A 19,550-nucleotide genomic window follows, 5' to 3' on the forward strand; every position below is an offset into this window, starting at 1 on the left:
AGCTTCCGCCGCTAACGCGGATCGGTTTTTTCTTGTGGTGGGTCCAGGGGCCGTACCGGCACCCGCCATAGAGTGATTCCCGCCACGGCGACGAGGGCAAGCAGCATCAGGCGATGCCAGGGAGAGGCCATCATCAGGAGGGAACCGGTGACGGAAATTCCCATCAGCGCGAAGGCCCAGGCCTTGACGCGACGATCCATGGCACGGTACTCCTCCCACTCCCGGATGATGGGACCGGCCAGGGGACTCCGCAGCAGCCAGTCGTGGATATGGGTGGAGCCCCGGGCGAAGCAGGCGGCGGCCAGCAGCACGAAGGGTGTGGTGGGCAGCACAGGCAACACTGCGCCGATCAGTCCCAACAGCAGGGCCACCGTGCCGGCGCCCAGGTAAATCCAGCGCACCCAGCGGGAATCGTGGAGTCGCGGCCTATCCACGATGGCCCAGAATCTTTCCTGTCAGCTTGCGAGCTTCCTCCAGCAGCAGAACGCTGGAGGCGACGGCCAGGGACCAGAGCCAGTCTGCCGGACTCAGGGCCACGGTGCTGAAAATCCCCTGGGCCGGCGGCCAATGGACGACAACGACTTGGGCCAGCAGTACGCCGCCCAGGGCCAGCCAGAGCTTGCCGTTATTGAAAAACTGGCGATTGAAGGCGCTGTTGCTTTCGGCCCGGGCGTTGAAGATGTTGAAGGCTTGGAACAGCACGAAGGTAGTGAAGGCCAGGGTCAGGGCCTGGGCTGCGCCGCCCTGGCTCAGGCCCCGGGCGTAGGCCGCCAGAGTGCCTGCCGCCATGATCAGGCCGAAGACACCCAGGCCCAGTAACCGCCTGCCGGTCAGTATCCGGGTCCCCGCGCCTCGGGGTGGCCGGGTCATGATCTTGGGGTCGGGGGGCTCCACGCCCAGGGTCATGGCGGGAGGGCCGTCCATGATGATATTGACCCAGAGAATCTGGATCGCGGTGAAGGGGGTAGGCAGGCCGAAGAGGGGGGCGGCCAGCACGGTGAGCATGGCACCGATGTTGGTGGAGAGCTGGAAACGCACAAATTTGACGATGTTGTCGTAGATGGCGCGGCCTTCCCGCACCGCACCGACGATGCTGGCGAAGTTGTCGTCGGTGAGCACCAGGGTCGCAGCCTCCTGGGTTACCTCGGTGCCGGTGATGCCCATGGCCACGCCGATGTCGGCAGCCCTCAGGGCCGGCGCATCATTCACGCCGTCGCCGGTCATGGCCACCACATGGCCTCGAGACTGAAGAGCGGCGACAATGCGCATCTTGTGTTCCGGCGCCACCCGGGCCAGTACGGCGCTTTGCAGCACCAGTTCGGCCAGTTCGGCTTCTGTCAGGCCATCCAGTTCCCGCCCTTCATGAACCTCGCCTGCCAGGCCCAGATCCCGGGCGATGGCGGTAGCGGTAGCTGCATGGTCGCCGGTGATCATCTTCACTGCGATGCCGGCGCTCTGGCAGCTACGGACTGCATCCCGGACTTCCGGACGGGGCGGATCAATGATGCCCACCAGGCCGATCAGGGTGAGGTCTTCCACCCAAATCTTCAGGTCGCCGGCGGGATCGAAATCCCGGGCCGGAATCTCCCGTCCTGCCAGGGCCAGCACCCGCATGGCCTGACCCGCCAGGGCGGCATTTTCGGCGGCGAAGCGCTGGCGGCTGGTTGGCTCCAGGGGTAATGCACCCGTGCTGCTCCAGTAGCGGCTGGCCCGTGGCAGCAGTACGTCGGGTGCACCCTTCAGCCAGATGCGCACCCAGTCCCCCTCCCGGTGAAAGGTGGCCATGTACTTGTGGGCCGCATCGAAAGGAATCTCCGCAAGGCGGGGGGGGGATTCCCCGGTTGTCTGGGCCGACATTCCGCCCCGGGTGGACAGGGCCAGTAGGGCGCCCTCGGTGGGGTCACCGATCAACTGTCCATCGTGAATGCGGGCATCGGCGCAGAGGACAGCGGGGGTCAGCAGGGGCAGGAAATCCACCGGCCCGGCATCGCCATCGTCTGGGTGAATGGAACCTTCACCCCGGTAGCCTTCGCCGCTGACTGTGAAACGTCGATCCTGGTAGAACAAGCGGCGGGCCGTCATCTGGTTGAGGGTGAGGGTGCCGGTCTTGTCGGTGCAGATCACAGTGGTGCAGCCCAGGGTTTCCACTGCCGCGAGTTTCTTTACCACGGCGTGGCGCCGGGCCATGCGGTGCATGCCCAGGGCCAGGGTCACGGTGACCACGGCAGGCAGGCCCTCGGGGATAGCCGCCACGGCCAGGGCAATGGCGGTCATGGTGGTGACCAGAAGATCGTCGCCCCGCGCCAGGCCGATGAGGAATATCAGCCCCACCACGATGCCGGCGATGGTGGCCAACCGCTTGCCCAGATGATCGAGCTGGACCTGCAAGGGTGTGGGAGAGTCGGCGGTGCTGGCCAGCAGATCTGCCAGACGCCCCATCTCCGTGGCCATGCCGGTGGCAGTAACCAGAGCTTCCAGGCGTCCCCGGGTGACCACCGTATTCATGTAGAGCATGTTGTTGCGTTCGGCCAGGATGGTCTCGGCAGCCACCGGTCCATTGCGCTTGGCGATGGCCTGGGATTCGCCGGTGAGGGCGGCTTCCGCCACCTCCGCGCCATGGGCGGCGACGATCCGGGCATCGGCGGGGACCCGGTCGCCGGCTTCCAGCAGCAGCAGGTCCCCGGGCACCAGGGTAGTGGCCTCCACCTCGAGGGTCCGTCCGTCGCGGCGTACCCGGGCCACCGGGGCCAGCATGTTTTTCAGGGCCGCCAGGGCTGCCTCGGCCCGATGCTCCTGGAAAAGCCCCAGCAGGGCATTGATCAGCACCACGCTGGCAATGATTAGAGCGTCCTTGATATCTCCTACCATCCCGGCCAGCAGGGCCGCCCCCAACAGCAGCAGGATCAGCAGGCTGCGGAATTGGTCGAGGAACTTCCGCCAGATGGGCCGGGGCGGCGTCTCGATCAGACGGTTGAGACCGTGCCGTTCCAGGCGGTGATTGGCTTCGTTGCCGGTCAGTCCGGCGGACAGGTCTGTTATTAGGTGTTGCGCTACCGTTTCCGGTGTTTCGGCATGCCAAAGCATCGTGATTAACGATCGTAAGTTATTGAGAAATTCAAGGCTAACTTTCATGATGCGGGAAACGACACCCCGCATCATGAAAAGGCTCACCCCCTCCGGAGGGTTCGATACGGCTCGCTCTGCTCGATATTATGGGGCACTCCGTGGCGGCACCGAGGAGTTGCGGCTGGCGCCGCGCGCCGTTTTTCCTTGTCCCTCGGGGATTCCCTTCGGTCAGGACGGCCCTGGGGGAAAGCTCGTTTTTCACGCCAACTGGCCCCGGTGACCCAGGCTTGGGGCCAGTGATCAGGAAACGAATCAGTTGGTTATCCGCACCACAATAAATATGCCTGTTGTCATGAGGTGCCCACGAGATCAGCGCAGACCAGATGCGCCACGTCCAAATCACCCGATTTCGATACCACGGGTCGGCACTCTGCCGTGAATTCCATGGAATATCAAGGTTTCAGAAGGTAGATGCCTCCGGAGTCAGGCTTACCGTGAGGGCGTCAATCACGATCTCAGTGAGGAGTGATCCGGGCGTGCAGCTCGCCGCCTTCATGATCCTTGCTATGCACGTCCGCATACAGCTTGCCAGCCTGGTAGCTGGCGTACTGGGCCTTGCTCAGTCTGGTCCCTTTGCGGATGGCGAAGGCTGTGGACGATATCTTGATCAGGTCAACGACGACTGGACCACTTTCTCCTGGGGCGCCTTCGTGGATATGCGCCACCGCGGCATCCAGGTTCGTCACTCGGAGCAGCCCGGAAACGGTGCGGTTTTTCTTGATCGACAGTTCCACCGTGCCTGTGACCGTTGATGGTATTTTCTGGTTGCCGCTCAGGGGGAATGTTAGCTTTTCGGCGACGGCAGCGGACATGAACATGGTACCGACCAGTGGAATGACCCAACGCAGGATGAGGATGAATGGGGAGGTAGAAGCTTTCATGGGCGATCTCCTTCCAAAGCTTGTTGCACGGGATGGCGTACCAATGGTAGCCGGCCCGTTCTCTTTATAGGTCAACGCGGTGGAGAGGAGGGCGTCAGTCGTCATTTTTCTCCAATGAGTTAGTATCCAGGGGAACCGAAATCATGGGCAATTGCCGAAAGCTGTAAAGGATGGATTCATGAAGGAACTGAGCCTGATCTTGCTTTTGTTGCTGCTGACAGCCTGTCGCAGCTTGTTGCCCGAGGGCGGTCGAGAGGCGGACAATATTTGGACCAGCTTCGAGGATGCCAAGGTAGCCTTCGATCGCATCGAGCCCTACCGGACCCGGCTGGAGGATTTGCGGGATTTGGGTTTTGATCCCACCAGAAAAGCCAATGTACAGATTCTTAATTATTCCCAGGTAGCCCACGCAGTGCTGCCCAATGCGGCCATGCCTCTGGAGGCACAGCCCAAGGGCATGCGGGACTGCATCCAGGCTCAACATCAGTGTATCGGCTATCTGATTGAGCAGAGCCGGCTCAATCGCAAGCGCATTGGTGGTTTCTGGGCGGATTTTCTGAACTTCAGCCGGGAGACGAAAATGGAAGGCTGGCGCTTCGTCGCCCTGGTGGCCCTGGTGGATGGGGTGGTTGTGTTCAAGCAGTGGAGCGGTCAGCCCGCCATTCATGAACTGGAACGCAACCACAATCCACTGGGTTTCCTGCAAGGGGCGGGGGAGGGGGCTGGCGGGCTGTTCAAATAGGAAAAAAGGGGCTGTTCGCCCAAGTCGTAGCACAAAGTAAGCGTTGATTCGGAGAGGAACGCCGGGCCATGGTGGATTGCATACCTGGCTTCTGGCTTTAGTGGAGGATGTCGATTTCGCTCCCCTCCCTTCAAAGAGCTGGAGTAATGATCCGGCGGAAGCATGGACATAACCCCGCACAGTAGGGTTGTCGTCGTTCAGGAACGTAGTGGGGTTAACCTGTGGCTCTGGATGCTCTGCTGAAATAGGCGTCACCCCTGCGTGCGGTGAACAGGAGTGCCGGTACAGGCTTACTTTTCCTGGCCTGAAAAACGAGGCATGGCAGGAATGGCCGCGATGCTGAATAGCAGGACCAGGGTGACCGCTATTCCCATGGACAATTCCCGGCCGTCAGTCCATTGACCGACCTGGGGTGAGACAAACTTTGCAACGCCCAGGGCCGCAATGGCAAGGCTGATAATGCCAATGGAAGTGCCTATTACTCGAGACGACAGTGCGGAACTCCGGCTGGACCTGTTGATCAGTCGATAGATAAACAGGCCATTCAGGCCATCGGTGACCAGCATGCCGGTGGTAAACAGAAGGCCAAGCGTGATCGCATGGTGGGAACCGCCATAGTGCGAGCCGGCAACGGCAAACAGCGCTGCCTGGCTGATTGTGTCGAAAGATAAGGCAAACAGTGCTCCCACCAGGGCGATCAATCCCGGGCGATCGGAATTCTGCAATTGTCCCAGCAGCCGGCCCTTGAGACCGACCGGCACGACGACTTCATTCTTTGGCGTCAACAGCACGGCGTGAAGATTCATCCATCCCAGAGCGGCCAGAAAGCTGATTGAAATCCATACGCCGGTGGTTTCCAGCCATTCCGGTGCAACCCAGGTCTCGGCCAACAGGCTTACGGAAAGTGCGATGGATATCACCACGCTGCCATGCCCCAGTGAAAACAGTATGCCGCAACGCCTCGCCAAGGCAGGGCGGCCGGCTGCGTTAAATCGGGTCATTCCATCAATGGTTGCCAGATGGTCAGGGTCCAGTCCATGCTTCATGCCGAGAACGAACGCCAGCAGGCAGAGGGAAAAGAAACCTTGGGACAAATCAATCATGGGTAAAAACTCCCCACATCTTTATTAGTGTGAAACAGAAAATTGAAATGGCAGGTCAAGCACGCGAGCGTAGCGAGCCAATATCGTCACCTCTCTCCGGAGAGGGGGAGGCCGGGATGGGGTGGGACCTCTTGTCCTTCGCGTATTTCATGCGCCGAGGTAAAAAATCCGTTTCATGAGCGTCAGGTTACATTCCGCCCATGCATATGTACTTTATTTGCAGGTACTCATCAATTCCATGGTGTGATCCTTCGCGGCCGATGCCTGACTCCTTGATCCCGCCAAAGGGGGCAACCTCATTGGAAATCATGCCTTCGTTGACGCCGACCATTCCGTACTCCAGTTGTTCGGCAACCCGCCAGATGCGGTTGATATCGCGAGAGTAGAAATAGGAGGCAAGCCCATAGGCTGTGTCATTCGCCAACTGAATGGCTTCTGCATCTGATTTGAACCGGAACAAGGGCGCGATTGGACCAAAAATCTCTTCCCGGGCAATGTCCATGCCTGTGGTGACATCCGTCAATACCGTCGGGGTATAAAAGTTCCCGCCTTTTTCGTGGCGCCTTCCTCCTGTGAGGACTTTTGCTCCCTTGGCAAGGGCATCCGCCACAAGATGATGAACCTTGTCGATCGCAGCCTTGTTGATCAGTGGGCCTATTTGAGCACCAGGAGTGAAACCATCATCAACCTTCATATCAGCGACCGCAGCGGATAGCTTGGCGGCGAAAGCATCATAGATGCCATCTTGCACCAGGAAGCGGTTCGCACAGACGCAGGTTTGTCCGGCATTGCGGTATTTTGAGGCCAGCGCGCCACGAATTGCAGCATCAAGATCGGCATCGTCAAAAACGATGAATGGTGCATTGCCCCCAAGTTCCAGCGATACACGCTTGACGGTCGATGCGCACTGCGCCATCAAAATCTTGCCTACCCTCGTGGATCCCGTAAAGGAAAGTTTCTTGACACTAGGGTGGGTGGTCAGAACGTCCCCGACAACAGATGGGCGGGATGTGGTGACGATATTCAGAACGCCAGGCGGTATGCCGGCCCGGCTGGCAAGCTCGGCCAAGGCAAGCGCCGAAAGGGGGGTGGCCTCAGCCGGCTTTACCACCGAGGTGCAACCCGCCGCGAGGGCAGGGGCCACTTTCCGGGTGATCATGGCGATCGGGAAATTCCACGGCGTGATTGCTGCTGTAACGCCTATGGCCTGCTTGGTGACAAACAGGCGCTTATCTGAGGTGGGAGATGGAATTATCTCGCCATAGACGCGCTTTCCTTCTTCTGCAAACCATTCGATGAAAGAGGCACCATAGGCCACCTCACTGCGGGCTTCTGCTAGGGGTTTTCCCTGTTCAAATGTCATGATCCGCGCCAGGTCATCCTGGTTGGCCATGATCAGATCATGCCAGCAGCGAAGCAGGCGGGACCGCTCCTTGGCTGTCTTTTCACGCCAGCCTGGCAAGCTCGTCTGAGCAGCGGCAATCGCGCGCTCGGTTTCTTTAGCGCCAAGGTCCGGAACCCTCGCGATTTCTTTGCCAGTCGATGGGTTAAACACCGCATGGGTGATTCCTTCCTCTGCGCTGACCCAGTTACCGCCGATGTAGGCCATCGACTTCATTAGGGATCGGTCATGGAGCTGCATAAATGGGTCTCCGATGCATGATGCAAATTAGGCCTGGAGTTCGATAACGTTAATCTTATCTGGATTGGGTTGTTGCTGTGTGCCGCATGAACTCAGACCACCGATGAATTCCTCAGTGCACAGTTCATTGTACGTAGTGTGGTGTAGCGCGGTCGATGTGAAGCTGCCTTCAGGCGCTAAACTGCGGAACGCAAGGACCGCTACTGCCGGAGGAGAAAGAAACGTGAATATGCATGGCTTTCCAGTTGCGGGTTGTGATAGTGAAATAAATTCTGGGTAGGGTTATCGATATGGCTGGAGCGCTGTCAAACGTACGGGTTCTTGATCTTTCGCGCGTTCTCGCGGGCCCCTGGGCGACCCAGACCCTCGCGGATCTGGGGGCGGACGTTATCAAGGTGGAGCGCCCCGGGTGCGGCGACGACACGCGTGCTTGGGGTCCTCCGTATCTCAAGGGCGAGAACGGACTACCTACGACCGAGTCTGCCTATTTTCTTTCTACTAACCGGAACAAGCGCTCTGTCGCCATCGACATCTCGCTCCCAGACGGACAGGACATCATTCGCCAATTGGCAGCAAACGCCGACATTTTGGTGGAGAATTTCAAGGTGGGAGGGCTAGCCCAATACGGGCTTTCCTATGAAGATGTCAAAAAAATAAACCCGAGAATAATTTACTGCTCAATTACCGGCTTCGGTCAGGATGGGCCCTATGCCAGCCGGGCGGGCTACGACTTTCTGATCCAGGGCATGGGTGGGCTGATGAGCGTCACGGGGGATCCTAATGGCGATCCCCAGAAGGTGGGTGTTGCACTGACCGATGTGCTGACCGGGCTATATACCACGGTGGCCGCTCTTGCCGCCCTTGCGCATCGGGAGCGGAGTGGGGAGGGGCAGCATATTGATGTCGCCCTGCTCGATGTGGAGGTCGCGTGTTTGGCTAATCAGGCGATGAATTACCTTGTGGGAGGTACTCCGCCTCAACGGCTGGGCAACATGCACCCGAACATCGTTCCCTATCAATCCTTTCCTACCAGCAATGGCGACATGATCCTGGCCATTGGCAATGATGGTCAGTTCAGGCGATTTTGCGAAGTCGCCGGTCGTCCGGAGTGGGCTGAGGACGAGAGATTCAGAAACAACACAAAGCGCGTCCAACACCGTGACGAATTGGTGGCCCTGATTCGGGAGGTTACCTCCCGGCTCACAACCAAGGAATGGGTGGCCGCCTTGGAAAAGGTTGGAGTGCCCTGTGGTCCCATTAACGATATCGCGGATGTATTCGACGATCCGCAAGTCAGGCATCGGGGCTTGCATGTCCAGATGAAGCACCCTACGGCCGGTGTAACCCCTAGCGTGGCGAGCCCTCTGCGCATGACTGCCACTCCGGTCGAGTATCGCAGGGCACCTCCTCTTCTGGGGGAGCACAGCAGTGAGGTGCTGCAAGACTGGCTGAAGATGGATGACGATACTGTGAATCGTCTGTTGCGTGAGGGTGTCGTGTCGGCAGGTTAGTGGCAGGCCTAGGGTGATCTTGTCGGACTGCCGGGATGCACGGGAGTATTGACTGGAAATGAACAGGCTCATGGTGATGATGATTGCGGGGATTACTGGATAATCATACTAATGCCAGTAATGGCAGTGGAGGATTGCGCTGCTGCACCATTGATGGAAGATTGGAATCCAAACGCGCTTAGGGCAAAACCGGAATGACCAGGTCGATAGCGAAAGCGAGTTTTTCCAGTGCCTAGAAAATGCCTGATAGCAAACCCTCATCGGCATGATCGCTTTCATGCCGATGTGCGGCGTTGATGCTGTCTGTCAGCATGGATGTGATCAGCAAGACGAAGCCGGTTTTCGTTACACCGGTGATGAAGCCGCGAACCAGAACCCAAAGCGCCTGAGTCGCCAAAGAACCCAGTAAGGGTAAGCTGAACAGATCAGCGCCACCGGGTTTTACCCAGAACCAAGTGATCGTGATGGCCGACCAGCATGCGGACGCGACAAGGAATGCCATTTTTCCCCGGTGCGCTGGGCCGCGTTAACGTCCCCGCATAGCCGCTTTGAGCAGCTCACACAATGGAGGCTCACGGCTTGGACAGGGGATTGTTATTCTTCCTGGCTTTTCCACTGCGGCGCCCTGTCTTGCCTGGGGTATAGTCGCGCCCTTTCCCAGACTTGGCGTTCCTGATTCATGGCACTCAAATCCACCGTATTCAAGGCGTCCTTGAGCGTTGCGGACATGGATCGCAACTACTACGCCGAACATGGCCTGACCTTGGCCCGCCACCCATCCGAGACCGATGCGCGGATGATGGTGCGGCTGCTGGCCTTTGCCCTCCATGCCGATGAACGACTGGAGTTCGGTCGGGGCATTTCCGCCGATGACGAGCCAGCCCTCTGGCTCAAGGAGTATTCCGGCGAGGTGCGGCTTTGGATCGAGGTGGGGCTGCCCGATGAGCGACTGCTGCGCCGAGCTTCTTCCCGGGCGTCTCAGGTGGTGCTGCTGGCCTACGGCGGACGCGCCATGGATGCCTGGTGGGTCAAGGAGGGCGGTGCCATCGGCCGGCTCTCCAATGTGCGCGTGCTGGCCCTGGATGACGAGACCTGTGCCGCCCTGGCCGCCCTGGCCCAGCGCACCATGCAGTTGCAATGCTCGATTCAGGACGGACAAGCCTGGCTGACCGATGGTTCCCGCAGTGTGTCCATCGAGCCCCGCTGGCTGACCCCCCGGCCCTGATGCGCAGGGTCGCCAGGACCGCTCCCAAGGATGAAAATGCGCAAAGGTAAATTGAACATCCCCCACCCCTGTTCCACGGCCAGCTTGGGCGGCGCGATGCAGTGCTTCGCGCAACCCTGCCTACGCCCCCCTTCCGGGGCGGGGCTACCCATTGGCTCGCTGTGCTCGATGATTACACTCGGCTCCGGCACAGCTTATTCACGCTAATTCTATGAACGATACGCCGATCCCCGTCGATCCTCTGGCCCGTCTGGCCTCGCCCGAGGTGCAGCGCCAGGCCGCCCATATCGTGCAGGAAGCCTTTGCCCGGGTGTTTCGCCTTGCCGTGGGGGAGGCGGGGGCCGATGCCGGGGATGAGCTGGCCCGGATCGAGGCGGCGTTGCGCCAGTGGGTGGCGGCTGCCGACGACGAACCGGCCCGTGCTCTGCGCCTGGCCCTGTTGCTGTCGGGACTGGATCAGTGGGGGCTGGCCTACACCCAGGCTTTCGGCCTGGTGGGTATCCCGGCCCTGAGCCGCTTGCTGGGCACCCTGCGTACGGGTCTCGATGCGAAAGCGGAGGCCCGTTTCCTGATCCAGTTCGAGGCTCTGGAGGTCGATGAATGCGCAGCCCAGGATTTCAAGGTGGAACTGCGTCGCCACCTCCATCTGGCCCTCTGGCACGCCATGATCGCCAGCGACAACCGGGAGGATGCCCTGGCAGTGCTGGCCCAGTTGGGCGGCATGATGCTGGCCCTGATCCGGGCACTGCCCACCCTGGGCTGGCGTCTGGTGGCCGATGCCCTGGCCCACATCCAGATTCAGTGCCTGAGTGAGGGCCTGGCGGCGGAGGGGCTGGCCCAGGAAACCACCCTGGCCCTGTTCGCCTCCCTACGCCAGGCCCTGCCCCGGGAGGACCACGACCGCATCATGGCCCATGCCGCCCGGGCCTTGCTGGCCTGGCAGCAGGCCCGGCGGGCGAACTGATCCTCCTCCCCGGCGACATGCCTTCCTCAGCCTCCTCCCATCCTCGCGTCGCCGTCATCGGCGGTGGCCCCGCCGGGCTGATGGCCGCCGAAGTCCTGGTGGCCGCCGGCCTGGGGGTGGATCTCTATGACGGGATGCTCTCGGCGGGGCGCAAATTTCTGATGGCGGGCCGGGGTGGGCTCAACCTGACCCATGCCGAGGCAGCGCCGGATTTCCTCTCCCGCTATGGCGCTCGTCAGGCCCGGATCGCTCCCTGGCTGGACTCCTTCGGCCCTGCGGCCCTGCGGGACTGGGCCATGGGACTAGGCACCGAGACCTTCATTGGTTCCTCGGGACGGGTCTTCCCTGTCGGCATGAAAGCCGCGCCCCTGCTGCGGGCCTGGCTGCATCGGCTACGCCAGGCCGGGGTGCGCTTTCACATGCGCCATCGCTGGCTGGGCTGGGAGGATGGTCGGCCCTGTTTCGATACTCCCCAGGGACGTCGCTGCGTCCAAGCCGATGCCCTGGTGCTGGCTCTGGGCGGCGCTAGCTGGCGCAAGCTGGGGTCCGACGGCGCCTGGACCTCCCTGCTGGCAGCGCGGGGCGTTGATATCGCGCCTCTGATGCCCGCCAACTGTGGTTTCGACGTGGCCTGGAGCGAGCATTTCCGTCAGCGCTTCGCCGGGGAGCCGGTGAAGTCGGTGGCGGCCGGATTTACCGATCATGCGGGTATCCAGCATCGCCGGGTTGGGGAGTTTGTCGTCAGTGCCACGGGGGTGGAAGGCAGCCTGATCTACGCGCTCTCCGCGCCCCTGCGGGACAGCCTGACGGCCTCCGGCCCCGTGACCCTGTCACTTGATCTGGCGCCGGATAAGTCCCCGGAACGGGTCGAAGCCGAAATCACCCATCCCCGGGGTTCCCGTTCCCTGTCCAGTCATTTGCAGAGCCGCGTCGGCATCACCGGCGTCAAGGCCGGCCTGCTGCGGGAATGTTTGGGGCGGGAGGACTACGGGGACCCGCTGCGGCTGGCCCAGGCCATCAAGGCCTTGCCCCTGGTGTTGCGGGGAACACGGCCGATGGACGAAGCCATCAGCACGGCCGGCGGGGTCCGCTTCGAGGACATGGATGCCGACCTGATGTTGAAGGCCCTGCCAGGTGTCTTTTGCGCCGGGGAAATGCTGGACTGGGAGGCTCCCACCGGCGGCTATCTGCTGACCGCCTGCTTCGCCAGTGGTCGCGTGGCGGCGGCGGGAGTGATCGATTATTTGCGGCGCCCCGCGCCGGAAAGGGAGGCGCCATGGACGACCGACTGACCGAGCTTGAGATCAAGGCCGGCTTTGCCGAGGATCTGCTGGAAGCCCTGAACCAGACCGTCTTCCGCCAGCAGCAGCAGATCGAACAATTGCAGCGGGAAGTACGGGCACTGCGCCAGCAGTTGCAGGAGTCCATGCCGGCGGAGTCCCGCAGCCTGCGGGACGAGATCCCGCCCCATTACTGATTGCGGATCAGCAGCTCGCGCAGGGGCGCGAAGGCCTTCGGCGCCACGTATTGCAGCAGTTCCCGCCCCTTGGCGTTGATGGCGATGTCCAGCCCCTGGTCGGGATAGAGCAGGTGCTCGCTGTCCTCGCCGCTCTTAAGCCTTTCGGTGGGGCGGCCGAAGCGCTGTTCCACTGTCGCGGCATCCAGATGGGTCGAGGGGATGAAACCGATGGCCCGGATCGGCAGCCCCTGGGCAGCCTCCATATCCGCGGCGGCGAGGCGGTACTTGCGGGTGCTGCTTTCCATGTAGTCGGATTTGGGTGAGCGCTGCTTCATGGCGGCGATGCTGGCCTCGTCGGCCTCCATGGTCAGGATCAGCTTGCCGGTGACGAAGCCGGTGCTGAAACTGTCGTGAAAGGCTTCCAGGGTGCCGGTTTCATCGGGTGTCGCGATTACCGCGATGTTGAGGTCCGGCCCAAGATGTTCCCGGGCCTCGGCCAGGGTGCTGACGCCGGGCACCAGGCCGAAGACCCGGGTATGGCCGTCCGGCAGTTTTTCGATCTGCCAGGGCGGCGACACAGCGTGGCCGGCAGAGCCGGTCGGGGTGGCCGGATAGAGGGCCTGAAACATCAGCACCAGCAGGGCCAGCAGGACGGTGAGAAGGAGGGCGTTCTTCATGGGGATCCTGTCTAGGCGCTTTTAAGCTGGATTACCCGGTGCTGCTTGCGCTTGCCGATCACATGCATTTCGCAGGGCTTGCAGTCGAAGCGCAGGGTCAGGCGTTCCTTGCCGTTGACCAGGGTCATGGGCTCGGGGCGGATGCCCTTCACCTGCTTGGGACAGAGGTTGAAGCTGTAGCGCAGACAGTGCTTGGTGATCATCAGCGATACCGCGCCGGCTTCCTGGTTGGCTTCATAGGCATCGGCGATCAGCTGCACCCCATGACGGGTGTAGAAATCCCGGGCCTTCCGGTTCAGCACATTGCCCAGGTAGCTCAGTTCGTTTTCCGGATAGGACACCGGCGGTTCCACCGGCAGGGTACGGGATGGGCGTCGATAGGCCGCAAGCCGTGTGGCTTCCAGGCCTGCCACGGCCTCCCGGCGCAGGGAATTGATGGTCGAGGCGGGAAGAAAGCAGGGGACATCCAGATCCAGCCGGATCTCCCGGGCAGCGAACATCGTGCTGCCCAGTTTCCCCAAATGCCCGTGCAGGGTCTCCAGGGCCTTCGCCGGGTCCTTGGCCGGTTCCAGGGCCTGGCGCAGTTCGGCGCTGGCCTCACGGCCGTCCTCGTCGCGGAGGGTGAGCCGCAGACCGGCATTGATCCGGACGAGTTCCATCCCGACGTTGATCCGGCGTTCCGCCGATTTCTTCTCCAGCAGGCGCTCGAATTCCTGGTCCCGGTTGCGGTAGAGGGCCGTGCCCACGGTCAGGCCCGGCACCGGTTCGGCGGGGAACAGCCGGTTTCCCTCGGCCCGATTGACCCGCAGGCCGGACAGTTCCCCGTCGGCGGTGTAGAAGCTGAGGCCGTCGCCGTTGTGGATGGGGGTGCTGCTATCCACTTCGAAATGCCGATCCCCCAGGGCGCGTACTTGGCCGATGGGTTCGCCGGCGAACTTGGGGGAATCGAAGGCGCCGATGTCGGTTTTGCGCTCCTGGACGAAATAGTCCGTGGTGCCGCGATTGAAGGTTTTCTCCGGCCTGGGCGTGAACAGTAAATGGCTGTGGCCCGAGGAGGCGCGCCGGTAGCCGGGATTTTCCTCCATCAGCTCGTCCAGCAGCAGGCGGTAGTGGGCGGTGATGTTCTTGACGTAGGCCAGGTCCTTCAAGCGGCCCTCGATCTTGAAGGAACTGATGCCGGCCTCCGCCAGGGCACGCAGATTCTCGCTCTGGTTGTTGTCCTTCATGGACAGGAGGTGCTTGTCCTGGGTGATCACCTGGCCGTCGGGTCCCTCCAGGGAATAGGGCAGCCGGCAGGCCTGGGAGCATTCGCCCCGATTGGCGCTGCGGCCCGTGTGGGCATGGCTGATATAGCACTGGCCGCTGTAGGCCACGCAGAGGGCGCCATGGATGAAGAATTCCAGGGCCACCGAAGTCTGGCTGGCCACGGCGCGAATCTGCTGGAGAGAGAGTTCCCGGGCCAGCACGATCTGGGAAAACCCCACGTCCTGGAGGAAGCGGGCCTTGGCCGGGCTGCGGATGTCGGTCTGGGTGCTGGCATGGAGCTGGATCGGCGGCAGGCTCAGATCCAGGAGGCCCATGTCCTGGACGATCAGGGCATCGGCACCGGCGTCATGAATCTGATGCACCAGCAGTTCCGCCTCGTCCAGTTCCTCGTCGGTGAGGATGGTGTTCAGGGCCACCAGCACCCGGGCGTTGAAACGATGGGCGTAGCTGGCAAGCTGTGCGATATCGGCCACGGAATTCCCCACCGCCGACCGGGCGCCAAAGGCCGGTCCGCCGATATAGACCGCGTCGGCTCCATGGTCGATGGCGGCGATGCCGAACTCCAGGTTCTTGGCCGGGGCAAGGAGTTCGAGGATGTTCCGGGTTGAGGGCATGGCCAGGGATAAGGGGAGGCGGAGGCGGATTTTAATCCGTGCCGTCCGACCTGTCGTGAAATGCTATGGTGAGGGCCGGACAATCATTGAATGGAGCCTGTAATGACCCTGGAACCTCTGACGCTTTTCATTCACCTGAGCAGTGTTTCGATCTGGGTGGGAGGCATGTTCTTCGCCTATGTCTGCCTGCGCCCGGCGGCCCTGGAGGTATTGGAGCCACCCCAACGGCTACGCCTGTGGGGTGCCGTGTTCGGGCGTTTCTTCACCTGGGTCTGGGGGGCGGTGGCGATGATACTGGGAAGCGGCCTGGCCCGGCTGGTGGAGATGGGCTTCGCCCACGCTCCTATCCACTGGCACCTGATGTTGCTCCTTGGCTTGATCATGATGGCTATTTTCGCCCATGTCTATTTCGCCCCCTACGGCGCCTTGAAGCGGGCCGTGGCGGTGGAAGACTGGAAAGCCGGCGGGGCGGCCCTGAACCGCATCCGCCAACTGGTGGGGCTCAATCTGGTGCTGGCGGGGGTGACCATCGCCGTCGCGACCCTGGGCCGCTGGCTGATCTGAGGCTGTCAACCAGAGGCCGCTTAGGCCGTTATTGGGGGCTGGTGGATAAACACCTGTACTCAATGACGAGGATACAAATGGGCAGTTACAGCAACGAGTCCTTTGAAGAATTCCTGGACTCACTCAAGGCCGCTGGCGTGGTGATCAGCAATGAGCGCGAATTGCGCGAGCGTCTGGCGGAGATTCAGCGCTGGCGTTTTGCCTTCATGACCCTGGCTTCCCATGGTGAGCCCCTGGGCATTCGTTTCGAGGTCCAGGGCGCCGGGCTGGATGAGGCGGGCATCCAGCAGGTATTCGAGCAGTTCCAGTTTCCGTCCTCGGCGGTGCAGGCTTTTGCCGCCAGCCGCAAGACCAGTCACTGAGTTTTCTTGACCACCGCAGGTTTTTTCTGCGGTGCTTGTTGGTCTTTCATCACGGCCAGTTGGCCGATGAACATGATGCTCTCGAAGCTGCGCCTCAGTAGCTGGCTGGGGAAGTTCTTCATGGTGTCCCCTTCCTCGAAGCGGATATGCTGGCCCGGCGCCACTTCGGTACGGGGGGCGGCCAGCCAGAGCCGGCCCTGGGCCGTTGCCACTTCCATATAGCTGTATTCGGAGACTTGCTCCACCTTCAGTACCTTGCCGCTGAGGGGCATTTCCTCCGGCGTCAGTCGCTTGATGGGTTTCAGGTCGGCCATGTTCAGCTTGGGTGCCGGGTGACCGGCCGGCGGCTGAGCCAGGACGGGGGCTGAAACCAGAAGCAGGGCGGCCCAGAGAATGGGCAGTGATTTCCTCATGGTCGGTGCTCAGCGGGGCCAGCGGTTATGGCCGACGTACTCTTCCCAGCTCAGGAAACCGTCCTTGTCGGCGTCGAGCTTGTCGAAGTTCTCGGCCATATAGGTAAAGGCCTTGGTCACTTCGTCCCGGGACAGCTTGCCGTCCTTGTCCTCGTCGGCAGCGTCGAACTTGGCCTGGGCCTTTTCCTTGGCCAGCCGGGCCATTTCGCCCCGGCGGCCTTCCTCGTCCAGGGTGGGTACGATGGTTTTCTGGGCCAGGACCAGCCCAGACAGTCCCAGAAGGCCGGCAATCAGCAGCATTTTCTTCACGATGGCTCCCTGGTTTAACGGCTGATGGGCTTGTAGCGGATGCGGCGAGGTTTGGCCCCTTCCTCACCCAGACGCTTCTTCTTGTCTTCTTCGTATTCCTGATAGTTGCCGTTGAAGAAGGTCCATTGGCTGTCACCCTCGGCGGCCAGGATGTGGGTGGCGATCCGGTCCAGGAACCAGCGGTCGTGGCTGATCACCATGACGCAGCCGGAGAACTCCAGCAGGGCATCCTCCAGGGCGCGGAGGGTTTCCACGTCCAGGTCGTTGGAGGGTTCGTCCAGCAGCAGCACATTGCCGCCTGAGATCAGGGTCTTGGCCAGGTGGAGCCGGCCCCGTTCGCCGCCGGAGAGTTTGCCGACGATCTTGCCCTGGTCGCCGCCCTTGAAGTTGAAGCGGCCGATATAGGCCCGGCTGGGCATCTCGAACCTGCCCACGGTGAGCACGTCGGCGCCATCGGCGATCACGTCGAACACGGTCTTGTCGTTGGGGAGGCCTTCCCGGCTCTGGTCTACGGAAGCGATCTTGACCGTGGCGCCGATCTGCAACTCACCGGAGTCCGGCTGTTCCAGGCCGCGGATCATGCGGAACAGGGTGGACTTGCCGGCGCCGTTGGGGCCGATCACGCCGACGATGGCGCCGGGAGGCACGGCAAAGGAGAGGTTGTCCATCAGCAGCCGGTCACCGAAGGCCTTGGACACGCCATGGAACTCGATCACCTTGTCCCCCAGGCGTTCGCCGGGGGGAATGAAGATTTCCTGGGTCTCGTTGCGCTTCTGGTATTCAACGCTGGACATTTCCTCGTAGCGGGCCAGACGGGCCTTGCTTTTGGCCTGGCGTGCCTTGGGGTTCTGTCGCACCCACTCCAGCTCCTGTTTCATGGCCTTCATGTGGGAATCGATCTGCTTGTTCTCCTGCTCCAGGCGGGCTTCCTTCTGTTCCAGCCAGGAGGAGTAGTTGCCCTTCCAGGGGATGCCCTGGCCCCGGTCCAGTTCCAGGATCCACTCGGCGGCGTTGTCCAGGAAGTAGCGGTCATGAGTGACCGCCACCACGGTGCCGGGGAAACGCACCAGGAACTGCTCCAGCCATTCCACCGACTCGGCGTCCAGGTGGTTGGTGGGCTCGTCCAGCAGCAGCATATCGGGCTTGGAGAGCAGCAGCTTGCAAAGCGCCACGCGGCGTTTCTCACCGCCGGAGAGATTGCCGACCACCGCGTCCCAGGCCGGCAGGCGCAGGGCATCGGCGGCGATTTCCAACTGGTGCTCGGTATCGGACCCGGCGGCGGCGAGGATGGCTTCCAGCCGTGCCTGTTCCTCGGCCAGTTTGTCGAAGTCGGCGTCGGGCTCGGCGTAGGCCGCATAGACGGCCTCCAGTTTCTGTTGGGCCTGCATTACCTCGCCCAGGGCAGACTCCACTTCATCCCTTACCGTCTTGGTGGGGTCCAGTTCCGGCTCCTGGGGCAGGTAGCCGATGGAGAGATTGGGCTGCCACTGCACTTCGCCGTCGTATTCCTTTTCCACACCGGCCATGATCTTGAGCACGGTGGATTTGCCGGCGCCGTTCAAGCCCAGGAGACCGATCTTGGCGCCGGGGAAGAAGGAAAGGGAAATGTCCTTGATGATCTGTCGTTTGGGAGGGACGGTCTTGCTCACGCGGAGCATCGACATTACATATTGGGCCAAAATGTAAATCTCACTTAAGAGTATAAAGTTGTTATTCTAACTCATTGAATTTCATAATTAAATATTCTTTTCGCAAATCTGGTAGAGATTGAGGGGGATTTTGCTTATAGAGGGCATTGAAAATGCGTAAACAACCGACGTCTCCCCGTTTTCTGTAGCAGTCGACTGTAAGTCCGGAGGTAATGTAACTGCTATCTGGAACAGTTGAAAACTCTATCTGACAGCCGGACTATGGCATGAGAATCAAGATAGTCGACCTCGATGGCGCCCTTGCCAGCCCCCTACGACGGGTTTTCGTGTGAAGGCCTAGTGGCCTTTAATCGACTTTCTTTTACCTCTTATTACCCATTTCAAAGTTGTTTGGCCTGCCACAATTCCTGGCAGCGCTAACCCCAAAGCGCATGTCTATATGCCTTTCAACCCTAGGACAACGATATGGCCACGAAAAACCCCGCTGCAAAAACTGCAGCCAAGGCAGCACCCAAGACCATCAAGAAATCTGCTACCAAACCGACTGTCAAGGCTGCTCCTTCCGTCCTGAAACCCATCAAGACTGCTTTCAACAAAACCACCCTGACCGCCTATCTGGCTGAAACCTCCGGTGTCGAGGCCAAAGATGTGAAAAAAGTGATGGCGGCCCTTGAAGCAGCTGCGGTGGCTTCCTTGCACAAGAAGGGCCTTGGTGAGTTCACCCTGCCAGGCCTGCTCAAGGTTGTTGCCCAGACGGTGCCCGCCAAACCCAAGCGCAAGGGCATTAACCCCTTCACGAAGGAAGAGCAGTGGTTTGCCGCCAAGCCTGCAACCGTGAAGCTGCGCATCCGTGCGTTGAAGAAATTAAAGGACGCAGCCCTGTAATCCAGGGTGTGGGGGGATGGCAGGGTCTGCCCTGCCATTTCCCCGGGACCGATCAAGGGACATTCAGGTATCTCCGTGGATCAAGCCATCCTAGCCGCTTGGAATCAGGCCAAGTCCGGTTTCAATGACGAGCCGTTTGAATGTGCGGCGGATGAGCT

At 61.1% G+C, this 19,550-nt stretch carries 20 protein-coding genes; 9 read left to right on the top strand and 11 right to left on the bottom strand.

Annotated elements, in window-relative coordinates:
• Positions 1 to 11: 11 nt before the first annotated feature.
• The 3 genes from DENOEST_RS05125 to DENOEST_RS05135 all read right to left on the bottom strand — a co-directional run bounded on the left by DENOEST_RS05125 (position 12) and on the right by DENOEST_RS05135 (position 4,007).
• Positions 12 to 434, bottom strand: coding sequence for a YbaN family protein (locus tag DENOEST_RS05125; RefSeq protein ID WP_232096447.1), 423 nt, complete (start codon positions 432 to 434; stop codon positions 12 to 14).
• Entirely contained in the window at positions 427 to 3,084 is a 2,658-nt protein-coding gene (locus tag DENOEST_RS05130; RefSeq protein ID WP_145771894.1) for a cation-translocating P-type ATPase, read from the bottom strand. Before DENOEST_RS05130 ends, DENOEST_RS05125 begins: the two co-directional genes overlap by 8 nt.
• Positions 3,085 to 3,581: 497 nt before the next feature.
• The gene (locus DENOEST_RS05135; RefSeq protein ID WP_170228282.1) at positions 3,582 to 4,007 is read right to left on the bottom strand and encodes a CHRD domain-containing protein; all 426 of its coding nucleotides are present in this window, start codon (positions 4,005 to 4,007) and stop codon (positions 3,582 to 3,584) included.
• Between the two features lie 178 nt (positions 4,008 to 4,185).
• Here DENOEST_RS05135 and DENOEST_RS05140 point away from each other — a divergent pair, with 178 nt between their 5' ends.
• Complete coding sequence (locus tag DENOEST_RS05140) at positions 4,186 to 4,749, top strand: hypothetical protein (protein WP_145771896.1); 564 nt, start codon at positions 4,186 to 4,188, stop codon at positions 4,747 to 4,749.
• Positions 4,750 to 5,039: 290 nt separating this feature from the next.
• On the opposite strand, the gene DENOEST_RS05145 is transcribed toward DENOEST_RS05140, so the two are convergent.
• On the bottom strand, positions 5,040 to 5,852 hold the full coding sequence (locus DENOEST_RS05145) for a HoxN/HupN/NixA family nickel/cobalt transporter (protein ID WP_145771897.1): 813 nt from the start codon (positions 5,850 to 5,852) through the stop codon (positions 5,040 to 5,042).
• A 187-nt stretch (positions 5,853 to 6,039) separates the two neighbouring features.
• Entirely contained in the window at positions 6,040 to 7,470 is a 1,431-nt protein-coding gene (locus DENOEST_RS05150; protein WP_249040134.1) for an NAD-dependent succinate-semialdehyde dehydrogenase, read from the bottom strand.
• Between the two features lie 314 nt (positions 7,471 to 7,784).
• Between DENOEST_RS05150 and DENOEST_RS05155 the strand changes: the two genes are divergently transcribed.
• A complete protein-coding gene (locus DENOEST_RS05155; RefSeq protein WP_145771899.1) occupies positions 7,785 to 9,005 on the top strand; it encodes a CaiB/BaiF CoA transferase family protein in 1,221 nt (406 codons plus the stop codon).
• A 232-nt stretch (positions 9,006 to 9,237) separates the two neighbouring features.
• On the opposite strand, the gene DENOEST_RS05160 is transcribed toward DENOEST_RS05155, so the two are convergent.
• Entirely contained in the window at positions 9,238 to 9,507 is a 270-nt protein-coding gene (locus tag DENOEST_RS05160) for a hypothetical protein (protein ID WP_145771900.1), read from the bottom strand.
• Positions 9,508 to 9,684: 177 nt separating this feature from the next.
• On the opposite strand from DENOEST_RS05160, the gene DENOEST_RS05165 reads away from it, so the two are divergent.
• The 4 genes from DENOEST_RS05165 to DENOEST_RS05180 all read left to right on the top strand — a co-directional run bounded on the left by DENOEST_RS05165 (position 9,685) and on the right by DENOEST_RS05180 (position 12,671).
• Complete coding sequence (locus DENOEST_RS05165; RefSeq protein WP_145771901.1) at positions 9,685 to 10,230, top strand: YaeQ family protein; 546 nt, start codon at positions 9,685 to 9,687, stop codon at positions 10,228 to 10,230.
• 211 nt (positions 10,231 to 10,441) lie between these two features.
• The gene (locus DENOEST_RS05170; protein ID WP_145771902.1) at positions 10,442 to 11,194 is read left to right on the top strand and encodes a hypothetical protein; all 753 of its coding nucleotides are present in this window, start codon (positions 10,442 to 10,444) and stop codon (positions 11,192 to 11,194) included.
• A 17-nt stretch (positions 11,195 to 11,211) separates the two neighbouring features.
• A complete protein-coding gene (locus DENOEST_RS05175; protein WP_145771903.1) occupies positions 11,212 to 12,486 on the top strand; it encodes a TIGR03862 family flavoprotein in 1,275 nt (424 codons plus the stop codon).
• Positions 12,471 to 12,671, top strand: a complete 201-nt coding sequence (locus tag DENOEST_RS05180) for a SlyX family protein (protein ID WP_145771904.1) — start codon at positions 12,471 to 12,473, stop codon at positions 12,669 to 12,671. Before DENOEST_RS05175 ends, DENOEST_RS05180 begins: the two co-directional genes overlap by 16 nt.
• Here the strand turns inward: DENOEST_RS05180 and DENOEST_RS05185 are convergent.
• Together DENOEST_RS05185 and DENOEST_RS05190 are read right to left on the bottom strand one after the other, a co-directional pair.
• Complete coding sequence (locus DENOEST_RS05185) at positions 12,665 to 13,330, bottom strand: hypothetical protein (protein WP_145771905.1); 666 nt, start codon at positions 13,328 to 13,330, stop codon at positions 12,665 to 12,667. The two genes, DENOEST_RS05180 and DENOEST_RS05185, sit on opposite strands and share 7 nt — an antisense overlap.
• An 11-nt stretch (positions 13,331 to 13,341) precedes the next feature.
• Positions 13,342 to 15,210, bottom strand: coding sequence for a peptidase U32 family protein (locus tag DENOEST_RS05190; RefSeq protein ID WP_145771906.1), 1,869 nt, complete (start codon positions 15,208 to 15,210; stop codon positions 13,342 to 13,344).
• Positions 15,211 to 15,312: 102 nt separating this feature from the next.
• On the opposite strand from DENOEST_RS05190, the gene DENOEST_RS05195 reads away from it, so the two are divergent.
• Together DENOEST_RS05195 and DENOEST_RS05200 are read left to right on the top strand one after the other, a co-directional pair.
• The gene (locus DENOEST_RS05195; RefSeq protein ID WP_145771907.1) at positions 15,313 to 15,774 is read left to right on the top strand and encodes a DUF4149 domain-containing protein; all 462 of its coding nucleotides are present in this window, start codon (positions 15,313 to 15,315) and stop codon (positions 15,772 to 15,774) included.
• A gap of 62 nt (positions 15,775 to 15,836) precedes the next feature.
• Positions 15,837 to 16,136, top strand: coding sequence for a hypothetical protein (locus DENOEST_RS05200; RefSeq protein ID WP_232096448.1), 300 nt, complete (start codon positions 15,837 to 15,839; stop codon positions 16,134 to 16,136).
• On the opposite strand, the gene DENOEST_RS05205 is transcribed toward DENOEST_RS05200, so the two are convergent.
• Genes DENOEST_RS05205 through ettA form a run of 3 tightly spaced genes read right to left on the bottom strand, consistent with a single transcriptional unit; the run spans position 16,130 to position 18,537 of the window.
• The gene (locus tag DENOEST_RS05205; protein ID WP_145771908.1) at positions 16,130 to 16,549 is read right to left on the bottom strand and encodes a hypothetical protein; all 420 of its coding nucleotides are present in this window, start codon (positions 16,547 to 16,549) and stop codon (positions 16,130 to 16,132) included. The two genes, DENOEST_RS05200 and DENOEST_RS05205, sit on opposite strands and share 7 nt — an antisense overlap.
• A gap of 9 nt (positions 16,550 to 16,558) precedes the next feature.
• The gene (locus tag DENOEST_RS05210; protein ID WP_232096557.1) at positions 16,559 to 16,849 is read right to left on the bottom strand and encodes an EF-hand domain-containing protein; all 291 of its coding nucleotides are present in this window, start codon (positions 16,847 to 16,849) and stop codon (positions 16,559 to 16,561) included.
• Between the two features lie 23 nt (positions 16,850 to 16,872).
• Positions 16,873 to 18,537: an energy-dependent translational throttle protein EttA gene (ettA, locus tag DENOEST_RS05215; protein ID WP_145771910.1), complete on the bottom strand. Its 1,665-nt coding sequence runs from the start codon at positions 18,535 to 18,537 to the stop codon at positions 16,873 to 16,875.
• A gap of 435 nt (positions 18,538 to 18,972) precedes the next feature.
• Here ettA and DENOEST_RS05220 point away from each other — a divergent pair, with 435 nt between their 5' ends.
• The gene (locus DENOEST_RS05220; RefSeq protein WP_145771911.1) at positions 18,973 to 19,392 is read left to right on the top strand and encodes an HU family DNA-binding protein; all 420 of its coding nucleotides are present in this window, start codon (positions 18,973 to 18,975) and stop codon (positions 19,390 to 19,392) included.
• Positions 19,393 to 19,550: the final 158 nt, after the last annotated feature.

The sequence above is a fragment of the Denitratisoma oestradiolicum genome, assembly GCF_902813185.1.
GTDB lineage: Bacteria > Pseudomonadota > Gammaproteobacteria > Burkholderiales > Rhodocyclaceae > Denitratisoma > Denitratisoma oestradiolicum.

Bases quoted from the DNA above. Each gene is read 5' to 3' on its own strand.
- DENOEST_RS05160 (WP_145771900.1), bottom strand. From the start codon at position 9,507: ATGGCATTCCTTGTCGCGTCCGCATGCTGGTCGGCCATCACGATCACT.
- DENOEST_RS05130 (WP_145771894.1), bottom strand. From the start codon at position 3,084: ATGCTTTGGCATGCCGAAACACCGGAAACGGTAGCGCAACACCTAATA.
- DENOEST_RS05145 (WP_145771897.1), bottom strand. From the start codon at position 5,852: ATGATTGATTTGTCCCAAGGTTTCTTTTCCCTCTGCCTGCTGGCGTTC.
- DENOEST_RS05195 (WP_145771907.1), top strand. From the start codon at position 15,313: ATGACCCTGGAACCTCTGACGCTTTTCATTCACCTGAGCAGTGTTTCG.
- DENOEST_RS05135 (WP_170228282.1), bottom strand. From the start codon at position 4,007: ATGAAAGCTTCTACCTCCCCATTCATCCTCATCCTGCGTTGGGTCATT.
- DENOEST_RS05150 (WP_249040134.1), bottom strand. From the start codon at position 7,470: ATGAAGTCGATGGCCTACATCGGCGGTAACTGGGTCAGCGCAGAGGAA.
- DENOEST_RS05190 (WP_145771906.1), bottom strand. From the start codon at position 15,210: ATGCCCTCAACCCGGAACATCCTCGAACTCCTTGCCCCGGCCAAGAAC.
- DENOEST_RS05175 (WP_145771903.1), top strand. From the start codon at position 11,212: ATGCCTTCCTCAGCCTCCTCCCATCCTCGCGTCGCCGTCATCGGCGGT.
- DENOEST_RS05165 (WP_145771901.1), top strand. From the start codon at position 9,685: ATGGCACTCAAATCCACCGTATTCAAGGCGTCCTTGAGCGTTGCGGAC.
- DENOEST_RS05170 (WP_145771902.1), top strand. From the start codon at position 10,442: ATGAACGATACGCCGATCCCCGTCGATCCTCTGGCCCGTCTGGCCTCG.
- DENOEST_RS05180 (WP_145771904.1), top strand. From the start codon at position 12,471: ATGGACGACCGACTGACCGAGCTTGAGATCAAGGCCGGCTTTGCCGAG.
- DENOEST_RS05210 (WP_232096557.1), bottom strand. From the start codon at position 16,849: ATGCTGCTGATTGCCGGCCTTCTGGGACTGTCTGGGCTGGTCCTGGCC.
- DENOEST_RS05140 (WP_145771896.1), top strand. From the start codon at position 4,186: ATGAAGGAACTGAGCCTGATCTTGCTTTTGTTGCTGCTGACAGCCTGT.
- DENOEST_RS05200 (WP_232096448.1), top strand. From the start codon at position 15,837: ATGACGAGGATACAAATGGGCAGTTACAGCAACGAGTCCTTTGAAGAA.
- DENOEST_RS05155 (WP_145771899.1), top strand. From the start codon at position 7,785: ATGGCTGGAGCGCTGTCAAACGTACGGGTTCTTGATCTTTCGCGCGTT.
- DENOEST_RS05220 (WP_145771911.1), top strand. From the start codon at position 18,973: ATGGCCACGAAAAACCCCGCTGCAAAAACTGCAGCCAAGGCAGCACCC.
- DENOEST_RS05205 (WP_145771908.1), bottom strand. From the start codon at position 16,549: ATGAGGAAATCACTGCCCATTCTCTGGGCCGCCCTGCTTCTGGTTTCA.
- DENOEST_RS05185 (WP_145771905.1), bottom strand. From the start codon at position 13,330: ATGAAGAACGCCCTCCTTCTCACCGTCCTGCTGGCCCTGCTGGTGCTG.